This is a genomic window from Nonomuraea sp. LPB2021202275-12-8, assembly GCF_037044575.1.
Taxonomy (GTDB): domain Bacteria; phylum Actinomycetota; class Actinomycetes; order Streptosporangiales; family Streptosporangiaceae; genus Nonomuraea.
Window position 1 is genome coordinate 1 of record NZ_JBAHWD010000083.1, and the last position, 6,765, is coordinate 6,765.

Genomic DNA, 6,765 nt, shown 5'->3' on the forward strand with positions numbered 1-6,765 from the left:
TATCTGGATTCGGCAGCCCACTGCCGTCACTCTCAAGAGTGATCATCCAGTCGGACGGTCGGTTCCGGCCTGGATGAAAGGTACTGCAAAGAAGCGATATGGCATGAAGCGGGCCGTGGTCCTCTGCCTGTAGCGTGACGCATCTGAGGAGTTACCTGGGACGGGGCATGATCCAGATGGTGTGGGAGGACGCGCCGTACCCAATGTTGGCGGTCAACGCCGCAGGCGTCATCGAGCGGGCGAACAGCGCGTCCCGGTCGTTGCTCGCCGGTGCGGACGCCGGTGAGCGGCTGTCGAGGGCCGCCCCCGAGTGGCTGTCGCGAGCCCACCACATGTACTCCGATGGGCTCGGCGCCGGCCAGGCCGGCATCGGGTGCGAACCGCCCCGCGGGCCGGTCGGCCAGCGGGTGTTCCAGGCGCATCCCGTCCACGCCGACAGCGATCGCGTCATTTGGTGGCTTGTCGACGTCACCGGGCATCGGCAGGACATCGACGCACTGCGCGCCGAACGGGGATGGACCGCGTTCATGGTCGAGGCCTCCAACGAGCTGCTGTCGTCCCTGAACCTCGACCGTTGTCTGGAGATGACCGCGAGCCTGGCGACCCAGCGCCTGGCCGACGCCGCGCTGGTCGTCATGCCGGTAGCCGGCCGGAGGCACGCGATCGCCTACTGCGGCCTGCAAGGCGAGGCGGTTCGCGAGGACACGATCATCGACACGCGTACGTTGCCAGGGCTCACCGAGGCGCTGCAGGGCATTACGCCGGCGTCCGCCCACTGGATCGACCCGGCCCATGCCCCTGGCTGGGTGCTCCGCGAAGGGCCCGGCGAGGTGGGGTCCATGGCGCTGGTCGCCCTGCCCGGGCACGGCCTGCCCGCAGGCGCGCTGGTGCTGCTGTGCCGCTCCCATCCGGCGGAATGGTCGGACAACGAGCAGATGTTCGTGCGGCTGTTCGCCGTGTGGGCCGGCGCGGCGATCTCGGCCGCCCGCCTGTACACCGAGCAGGCGCTCATCAGCGAGACCCTGATGGCCGAGTTGCTGCCACCCCCCATACCGCGGCTGGAGGGCGTGGAGTTGGCGGCCCTCTACCGGCCCGCGGGCCCCAGCGAGCGGGTCGGTGGTGACTTCTACGACGTGTATCCCGTCGCCGGTTCAGGACGTGAGTCATTGGTCGTGCTGGGCGACGTGGCGGGCAAAGGGCTGGAGGCCGCCATCCTCACCGGGAGGATCCGCAACACCCTGCGGGCCCTGTTGCCGCTGGCCGACGATCACCAGCACATGCTGGAGCTGCTGAACGGAGTGCTGATCACCGACGACGACCCGACGCGCTTCGTCACTCTCGTGCTGGTCTCGTTCGAGGCCAGGGGCGGGCAGGTGGCGCTGCGGCTGACCAGCGCCGGGCACCCGCCGCCGCTGATCATACGGAACGACGGCCGCGTCGAGGAGGCCGGGGCCCCAGGCACGCTGATCGGGATGCTGGAGGACATCACCAGCGTCACCGGCTCGGTCGTGCTGGACCCCGGTGAGACGTGTCTGCTCTACAGCGACGGCATCATCGAGGCCAGGGGCGGCCCGCTCGGCGACGACTTCTTCGGCGAGGAGCAGCTGAGCGAGCAGCTCCGGCAGTGTGCCGGCATGCCCTGCGAGGCGCTGGCCGAACGCGTCCAGATGCTGGCCTCCCAGTGGGTCGGAGACGGCGAGCACGACGACATGGCGGTCATCGCCATCACCGCCTCCCGCACCATCCCGCACGGCCCAGCAGGAGGGCAGCTCGCGTGAATGACGACATCGAGCGGCACGTCGAAGCGTTGTGGGCGGCGGCGACGGCCGGTGACGAACACGCCGCCGCCGCCGCGGCGATGGCCGCGCTCGATTCCGGCGTCCCCATGGAGACGCTGCTGCTGGACGTCGTCGCCGCCGTGCAGTCGCGCGTCGGCCGCGAATGGGCGGCCAACCGCATCACGGTCGCCCAGGAGCACACCGCGACAGCCATCAACGAGCGCGTGGTCGCCGCCCTGGCCCACCACCCGGCCCTGCGGATCTATCCGGCGCCGACCAGGGGACGGATCACGGTGGCGTGCATCGATGGCGAGTGGCACGCCTTCCCCGCGCGGTTGCTGGCCGAGGTGCTACGGGTGCGCGGCTGGCGCGTCGACTACCTGGGCGCGCAGGTGTCCACGCCACCCCTTGTCGCACACCTGCACCGGACGAACCCCGACGCGGCGGCGCTGTCGAGCTCGCTCGCGATCCGGCTTCCCGCCGCGCACATGGCGATCAGCGCGTGCCAGGCAGCAGGCATGCCGGTGCTGGTCGGCGGCGCCGCCTTCGGCCCGGACGGCCGCTACGCCCGCCTGCTCGGAGCCGACGCCTGGGCACCCGACGCGCGTGCCGCCGCCGACCTCCTGGCCGCCGGGCCCCTGCCGCGCCGGCCCACGTCAGAGCAGAACGGGCCGCCTCACCTGGCGGACCCCGAATACACCCAGCTGAGCCTGTCCGCCGCGGACCTGGTGAGAAGCGTCGTAGAAGAGCTGGCCCGGCACGCCCCCGAGACGGCGGCCTACACCGATCAGCCATGCGGACCCACCGCCGAGACCATCGCGTACATCGTCGACTTCCTGCGGGCGGCCCTGTACGTCGACGATCCCGAGCTCTTCTCGTCCTTCGCCGGCTGGATGGCGGGCATGTTCTCGGCGCGCGGAATCCCGGCGCGCGAACTGCTCGCCGCCCTGCAGACCGTGGCCGACCGCCTTACCGACTCCCCCCGCGCCCTCGCCATGCTCGCACGGGTGCGAACCGAGCTGAGCCGATCAGGACCCGGCCGGTGAGTCCGGGCACGTCGCCGCGCTGACGGCGTCATTTGGTGGCCCGCCTGCCAGGTGGGCGAAATCGTATGCCTGCATCGTGATGCGATAGTCTTGTCCGGATGTCTGAAGACCGGTCAGCTAGGCGGCCCGTCCCTACCATGCGTGACATCGCCGCTGCGGCGGCCGTCTCGCAGAGCACCGTGTCCCGTGTCCTCAGCGGAGCGCCCACCGCCGTGCCCATCGCGCCGGAGACTCGCCAGAGGGTGCTGCGGACTGCCCGGGAGTTGGGCTACCGGCCCAACCCGCTGGCTCGCGGGCTGCGCGGTGCTTCGACGAACCTCATCGGCGCCGTGGTGCGCGACTTCAGCGATCTCTTCTTCGCCGGGGCGATCGAGGCGCTCGTGGTCGAGTCGATGGCGCACGGCTACAACGTCGTGCTGGGCCACGTGCCGGGCCGGGCGGGCGACGAGGCGCTCTCGCTGACCACCGTGCTGGAGACCCGGCACACCGATGCGGTGGTGCTGCTCGGCGACATGCAGCAGCACCCGCAGTTCCTGGCCGACCTGCGCAACTCGATCGTGCCGGTGGTCGCACTCTGGCCGGGTACGAGCCCGCGCGAGTTCCCGACCGTCGACGCCGACGACCGGGCCGGCATCCGGGCGGGGCTGGAACATCTGGTGTCCCTGGGACACAAGAGGATCGCCTATGTCAACGCGGAGCTTCCCAATGAGTATCGGGCGCGGGAGGAGGCCTACCTCGATTTCATGCGCGATCGGTTCGGCGCCGTGCCGCCGGGCTACGCCGAGCGCAGCCCGAGCACCCTGGCCGGCGGCGATGCCGCGCTGCGGCGCCTGATGGACCGGCCCGACCCGCCCACGGCGGTCGCCGCCTCGACCGATGTGGTGGCCGTGGGCGTGCTGCACGCCGCGCACAGCTTGGGCGTGACGGTGCCGGATCGCCTGTCGGTCGTCGGCTTCGACGACATCGCCATCGCGGCGCATACCGTGCCGGCGCTGACCACCGTGCGGATGCCGATATCGGAGATCGTCGGCTACGCGGTCACGCAGGCGGTCAGGCTGGCTCGAGAGCCCGCCGACGCTCAGCGCCCGCCGGCTCTCGAGATCTTCCAGCCGGCACTGATAGTGCGGGACTCGACCGCGCCTCCGGCTCTGAGATGAGACCGATCATGCCGGGATCCACACCCGCATCGCCCCCACCTGCCGGTTCGCCCAGGCGAAGTAGGGGATCGCGCCGGCGGTGAGGCTCTCGCCAGGGGGCGCCGAGCTCAGGTCGACGACCGGGACGTTGACGCCGATCATCGCAGGCTCGATGTCGGACCGCGGCACCTCCAGGGGCTGGCGGCTGCCGTCCCACGCCAGGTCCTCCAGCTTCGTCGTGGCCGGAGCGTCGGCGGTCTCGAGGCAGTAGACCAGGGGGCCGCGCTCGACGGCGACGCAACCTCGGATCGCGTCGGCGCGCCGGTCGGGCACGGTGACCCGGATCACCGGTTCGAGGTCGAGTACGACGCTGTCGCCCGCGTTCCACCGCCGTGCGTGCCGGACCACGGGGCCGTCGGCCGAGCGGCTCCATGCCGGCACCCGCAGGGAGAGCGTCCATGGCCGATCCGGCGTCTGGAGAATGTGGACGGTGACGCGGCCCTGCCACGGGTACTCCGTCCGGATCGAGAGGCGGACGTCTCCCACCGTCATGTCGGCGTCCGCGTACTGGTGGATCTGGATGCCGCCCTCGTCACTCGTGGCCAGGTAGTGATGCCAGGAGCTGAACAGGCGCATGAGGTTGGGTGGGCAGCAGGCGCACGCGTGCCACGGGGCACGCCCACTGTGCCCGCCCGGCTCCGCCGTGTGGTGAGTTCGCCGCTGCAGCGGGTTGGTGTAGAAGAATTCCTCGCCGGAGAGCGAGATGCCGGAAAGCACGCCGTTGTACATGGCCCGTTCGATCGCGTCGGCGTACTCCCACTCACCGGTGGCGAGCAGGAGGCGCCAGGCCAGCATCACGCTCGCGATGGCCGCACAGGTCTCGGCGTAGGCGCGGTCGGGAGGCAGCTCGTAAGGGTCACCGAATGCCTCGTCGCGATGCCGGCTGCCCGTCCCGCCGGTGAGGTAGGTCCGGCTGCGGGTCAGCTCGCTCCAGCGGCGCCGCACGGCGGTGAGCAATGCCTCATCGCCGAGTTCCACGGCGACGTCGACCGCGCCGCAGTCCAGATAGAGCTGGCGAACGGCATGCCCGGCAACGGTCGCCGCCTCGTGTACGGGCTCGTGGTCCTGCCAGTACTGAGCCCCGAAGTGCCCATGACCGATCAGCCCGAGCATCCGCGCGGCGAGTGCGAGGTGGCGCTCCTCACCCGTGACCCGGGCAAGCTCCACGAGCGCCATCTCCATCCCCGGATGCCCATCGATGCCAGCCCTGCCCTGCGCGCCGAATTCGGCGTCGACATGGGCCACGGCGCGCGTGGCGACGGTGAGCAGCCGGTCGTCGCCGAGCCCTCGGTGCCAGGCGACCGCGGCCTGGATCAGGTGCGCCACGCAGTAGAACTCGTGTCCGAAGGCCAGATCGCCATAGGGGACGCCACCCCCGACCACCTGGACGAAGCTGTTGAGATAACCGTCGGGCCGTTGCGCCGCGGCCACCACCCCGATCGCCTCCTCCGCCGCGGCGGTCAGAGCCGGATCCGCACCACGAGCCAGCTCCCAGCCGACGGCTTCGAGCCACTTGTAGACGTCGGAGTCGAGGAACGGGAAGGTCGTGCCGCCGCTGTCGGCCTCAGCCTGATAGCGCCCCGGCCCGCCGGCGGCCAGCCGGAGGTTACCCAGCGCCCCGTGCTGCTGGAGCCGGCCGAAGCCGTGCAGGATCGTCTTCTCGCGGTTGAGCCGCTGCCGCAGCGCCCAGAACCCGCCGAGGATCTCCACGTTGGAGGCGTCGACCGGGTACAGCCGCCGTTTCGCCGCCGGGGTCGGCCATACGCTGCCTGCGTTCACTTGATGGCTCCGCTCATCAGACCCGACACGTAGTACCGCTGAAGCAGGAAGTAGAAAAGGACACACGGGATGATCGATATGGTGACGCCGGCCTGCAGCATGCCCCAGTCCGTTCCGCCGAGGCTCGTCTCCGTCCTCGACGTGGCGAGGATCAGCGGCAGGGTGAACGCGGAGCTGCGGCTCATCATCACCAGCGCGCCGAGGAATTCGTTCCACGACGTGATGAAGGCGAAGAGCGCGGTGGTGACGATCGCGGGCACGGCGGAGGGGAGGAAGACCCAGCGCAACGCCTCCCAGGACGAGGAACCGTCCATGATGGCCGCCTCCTCCAACTCTCTCGGTACGGCGCTGAAGCTGTTGCGCAGCACGTAGAGGCTGAACGGCACCTGGATGGCGGTGTGCAGGATCGCGAGGCCGAGCAGCGAGTTGGTCAGGCCGATCTTCGCGAACATGAGGAACATCGGCGTGAGCAGAGCCTGGTACGGAATGATCAGCGCGAGCAGCAGCGCCACGAAGATCACCTCCCTGCCCGGGATGGGGAAACGCGCCAGCGCGTAGGCGGCGGGAACGGTCAGCAGCAGCGTGAGCACGATGGCCAGCAACGCCGTGCCCAGACTGTTGGCGAGGTAGACCGGCAGGCCCTCCTGGTAACTCCACAGCCGTGCATAGCTGTCGAAGCTGAGCCCGTGGGGGATGTAGGTCGGTGGGGAGGCGGCCGCCTCTTCGGTCGGCTTCACGGAGGCGAGAACCGACATCGCCAGCGGCATCAGCATGACTGCGCAGACAGCGGTACAACATGCCGCCACCAGGTACCTTCCGCGTCCCTTCACTGATGGCTCCGGCGGCTCAGCAGCAACTGGATCACGGTGAGGACGAGGATCGTGAAGGCCAGAATCATCGACAGGGCGGCACCGTAGCCAAGCTTCAGGTAGGGGAAGGAATTCAGGTAGATGTAGAAGACCGATG

At 69.9% G+C, this 6,765-nt stretch carries 5 protein-coding genes; 3 read left to right on the top strand and 2 right to left on the bottom strand.

Translation table 11 applies throughout. The features are described from left to right. The first annotated feature begins 167 nt into the window (after positions 1–167). The 3 genes from V5E28_RS48515 to V5E28_RS48525 all read left to right on the top strand — a co-directional run bounded on the left by V5E28_RS48515 (position 168) and on the right by V5E28_RS48525 (position 3,981). Positions 168–1,778 carry a PP2C family protein-serine/threonine phosphatase gene (locus tag V5E28_RS48515; protein WP_336217103.1) on the top strand — a complete coding sequence of 537 codons (1,611 nt, stop codon included), beginning with the start codon at positions 168–170 and terminating at the stop codon, positions 1,776–1,778. Next, positions 1,775–2,824, top strand: coding sequence for a cobalamin B12-binding domain-containing protein (locus V5E28_RS48520; protein ID WP_336217104.1), 1,050 nt, complete (start codon positions 1,775–1,777; stop codon positions 2,822–2,824). Before V5E28_RS48515 ends, V5E28_RS48520 begins: the two co-directional genes overlap by 4 nt. A 137-nt stretch (positions 2,825–2,961) precedes the next feature. Then, positions 2,962–3,981 carry a LacI family DNA-binding transcriptional regulator gene (locus V5E28_RS48525; RefSeq protein WP_336217105.1) on the top strand — a complete coding sequence of 340 codons (1,020 nt, stop codon included), beginning with the start codon at positions 2,962–2,964 and terminating at the stop codon, positions 3,979–3,981. Between the two features lie 6 nt (positions 3,982–3,987). On the opposite strand, the gene V5E28_RS48530 is transcribed toward V5E28_RS48525, so the two are convergent. Further along, complete coding sequence (locus V5E28_RS48530; RefSeq protein WP_336217106.1) at positions 3,988–5,799, bottom strand: glycoside hydrolase family 127 protein; 1,812 nt, start codon at positions 5,797–5,799, stop codon at positions 3,988–3,990. Then, positions 5,796–6,572, bottom strand: coding sequence for a carbohydrate ABC transporter permease (locus tag V5E28_RS48535; RefSeq protein ID WP_336217107.1), 777 nt, complete (start codon positions 6,570–6,572; stop codon positions 5,796–5,798). Before V5E28_RS48535 ends, V5E28_RS48530 begins: the two co-directional genes overlap by 4 nt. Positions 6,573–6,765: the final 193 nt, after the last annotated feature.